This is a genomic window from Fretibacterium fastidiosum (genome assembly GCF_000210715.1).
Lineage (GTDB): Bacteria > Synergistota > Synergistia > Synergistales > Aminobacteriaceae > Fretibacterium > Fretibacterium fastidiosum.
This window is the reverse complement of sequence record NC_021038.1, coordinates 2380771-2383891: the sequence shown is the minus strand read 5'-3', so window position 1 is coordinate 2383891 and position 3121 is coordinate 2380771. Positions and strand designations below refer to the sequence as shown.

Annotated in this window: 3 protein-coding genes; 1 reads left to right on the top strand and 2 read right to left on the bottom strand. The window is 55.2% G+C overall.

Going from position 1 to position 3121, the window contains the following annotated elements; translation table 11 throughout:
* Together SY1_RS10730 and SY1_RS10725 are read right to left on the bottom strand one after the other, a co-directional pair.
* On the bottom strand, positions 1 to 1006 hold a 1006-nt coding region (locus SY1_RS10730), incomplete at its 3' end, for an AAA family ATPase (RefSeq protein WP_208873781.1).
* 175 nt (positions 1007 to 1181) lie between these two features.
* Positions 1182 to 2582, bottom strand: a complete 1401-nt coding sequence (locus SY1_RS10725) for a sulfatase-like hydrolase/transferase (RefSeq protein WP_208873780.1) — start codon at positions 2580 to 2582, stop codon at positions 1182 to 1184.
* Between SY1_RS10725 and SY1_RS10720 the strand changes: the two genes are divergently transcribed.
* Complete coding sequence (locus SY1_RS10720; protein WP_208873779.1) at positions 2569 to 2853, top strand: hypothetical protein; 285 nt, start codon at positions 2569 to 2571, stop codon at positions 2851 to 2853. The two genes, SY1_RS10725 and SY1_RS10720, sit on opposite strands and share 14 nt — an antisense overlap.
* The last annotated feature ends 268 nt before the right edge of the window (positions 2854 to 3121 follow it).

The window sequence follows — 3121 nt, the reverse complement described above, 5'->3', positions numbered from 1 at the left end:
GCGTGGCCAAAAGAACCTGCGTATTTTGCGCAGCAATGCGGACCATCCCAGCCAGTTCCACGATCGCGGCGGGATGCAGTCCCAGTTCCGGTTCATCCACGACAAGGACCCCCGGCATCAACTGAGGGGGTTGAAGGAACAGTGCCGCAAGCGCCATGAAGCGCAGGGAGCCGTCCGACAGTTGATCGGGTCCGAACAGATAGTCATTGCCCCAGGCGTTCCTCCAATTCAGGCGAACATAGCGTTCGTTATCCGAAAGGGGCTCCAGCATAAAATCTCCGAACTGCGGCATCACCCGGCGGACATGCCGGACAATCCGCTCATAATATGGCCGAAACTCATCGCCCTCTTTAAGCCGCTTGAGAAAAGCCGCCAGATTCCCGCCGTCGCTGAGCAGATGTTTTGAATCGTCTACATAAGAACGGCCCCGGATGCGAGCGGTTTCCGACGTGTCGTGAAACTGATACGCGCGAACCCCGGAGAGGAATCTTGCAATGACCCGGCTGGTCTTACACGTATCCTCGCGCGTATCCTCTTTGATGGACACCTCGTCCCTCCCGACGGGCAGAAAATATTCCTGCGGCTGACGATGTCCCTCTCTAAGATGCGTCACGCTCTCGCCGCTGACGAAAAGGCGATCGGGCAGGCCGAAAGAAAGCTTCACACCGTAGGTATTCCGCACCGTCTTGGATGAAAAATGCAGGGTAAATTCAAGGGATTCCGTTGTTTTGGGACCATGAAACAAAAGCTGCGAAACCCCCAGTTTGCCCACAAAATTTTGCAGGGAACTCGTCATCATGAAACCCAACATTTTGAAAAAGAGAACCAGGTTGCTTTTGCCCGCTCCGTTTGCCCCCAACAGAACGGTCACGTCCCCAACGTCAATTTTTGCGGGGCTCCGAGGACTGACGGACCTGAAGCCCTTCAGCTCTATTCTTTCCAGCCGCATTCTTTCAGGGGACCGCTCCTTCCCCTGAAAAAATTCGTCAAAAGGCTTCTCTTCCATTTCTATCGGCTCTCCTTACAAGTTCTCTCCGCAAAAGCTCCCGTCAAAGATTGGGCTCAAGGAACATGCAACAACTGAACGCCCCTGCCGCAAAGTCTCCACCGTCCTGTGGGTGTGTTCAAAACGATTATAACAAACAGGATGATTGGGGCAAAGTTCTCCGTCGCAGACACGTCTACTCTCCCTCCGACCAGTTTTCCTTCCGGTATATCGTTCCCCTCACGGTGTACACCGTTGCGTCGAACAGGTTCTGATCCGGAGTCCTCGTCCCCACACAATGGACGCGTACCCTGTCCGGCCCGCTGATGCGCCGCAGCGCTTCCATGTCAGGAATGCCGTCGACCCGCTCGATCCCCTCCAACAAAAGGGTCGGAATGTCCTCGCAAGACATCAGAGCGTCGGAGAAGCGCAGCGGCCCATGAGAGCCAAAATCCTTGAACATCAGCAACGCATTGGGGTCTCCCTGATAAGCGTCCCTGCCCAACTCTTTGTTCAAACCCCAGCTGTCCCCGGAGTCATGGTCCGAAAAGATGACGATACGCGTGTTGTCGTAGACCCCCAATCGCTTCAGGGAAGCCACGAAATCCGCCACGAACCGCACCATATGCGTCTCCGTATAATAGTGCTCGGGAATTATCCCGTCCACAAGGACAAACTGGCCGGGTGTAGCGGGATAGGGATCGAGCACCGGCTGCATCCCCTCCAGGGGCAGGTGCCATGTGTAATGCGACAGCATGGAGCGGACGATTTTGAACGTCGGGGCTCCCTCATCGGCCGAGGCAAAATCGCCCATAAACTGCATCGGAGGTAGATTGGACATGAAATGCGTCCTCAGCCGGGCCTCCAGGACCTGGTCCGCAACATCGCCTCTCCAGTTTCCCCCGTTGTAGAGGTTGACCCTCAAACTGAAGGGAGCCGCCCGGAACAGGGAGAGGTTCAACAGGAACCGCGATATATCCACATCCTTATCCTGAAGGCTCAGTCCCGTCGCCTCCGCCCAACGCTGCCAATAGGGAATATAGTCCCTTGCCCAGTTATCACCATACAGGAGGAGAACGGACTCCGGGCTCTCCAAGCCTCTACGAAAAAAAACATCCCCGGATTCCAGGTAGGGCGTCCCCGCCATGACGACATCATATCCTTTGCGGACGAAGATATTGGGCAGGACCGTGAGGGAGCGTGCAAATTTTTCCCGGAGGGGCGAGTTGGGCTCCGTGCGGTTGAGCACGTTGGCCTTGTAGGAAGGCCCGGCATAAATGGATGGAGTGGACAGAAAGGTCATGCATCCCGTCGCCAGGGTGTCGGGATAGCTGGTAAAACCATCCAGTCCCTCGGCCAGCTCCGGAGCGGCAGCCACGATTCTCTGCAGATGATCTCCCGTAAAGCCATCGAAGAAAAAGGCGACGACGTTCTTCTCCGTCCTGCTGAACCGCCACAGACGGTTGTGGTAAGGAGGAAATTTATCGGCGCTTCCCAGGGTCTCGCTTTGAACGTGCGCGCTCGAGAGGTAACAATAGCCGCTCACACCGATCAAAGCGAAGGAGACAATCCACAGGGCATTGATGAAGTGTCTCATCTTCCTTTTCCACGAGCAGAAGGAGAGGATGGAGAACGCGATGAGAAGGCTCCCGATGTCCTTCAAGAAGACTCTGGGACCGGGATACAGCAGGAACCACGGCTGTCCGAACATAAGGGCATCCAGGTCGCCGTACTTCTCCGTCAAAAGGAAGGCGTTCGACAAAACGACGCAGACCAGCAGCGCAGCGAGGAATGCAAGCAGGCTGCGTAGCAACGACGGCAATAAAAGCCACAGCATGAGAGACAGCAACAAAAAGCCGATCCCATAAGAACCTAGCTTCAGAAGGGTGACGGGCAGGGAATCCGGGAAAAAGCTTGGATCCGTCAAAAAAAGTAACGATGGGTAAAAGACGCAGAGAAAGACTGCCAGCAACAAAGAAGAAGCACAATAAAGGGCATTTTCCCTGCCTCCAGCCGCTCGTCGGGCAAAGGCGGCAAGCTCCGTCCCCGGAACCGGGAGAAGCAGGGCAAAGAACAGATAGGAGGCAAGCATAATAAAAAATATTTTAAAATAAGCGCCTTCCGAGAACTCGAGGG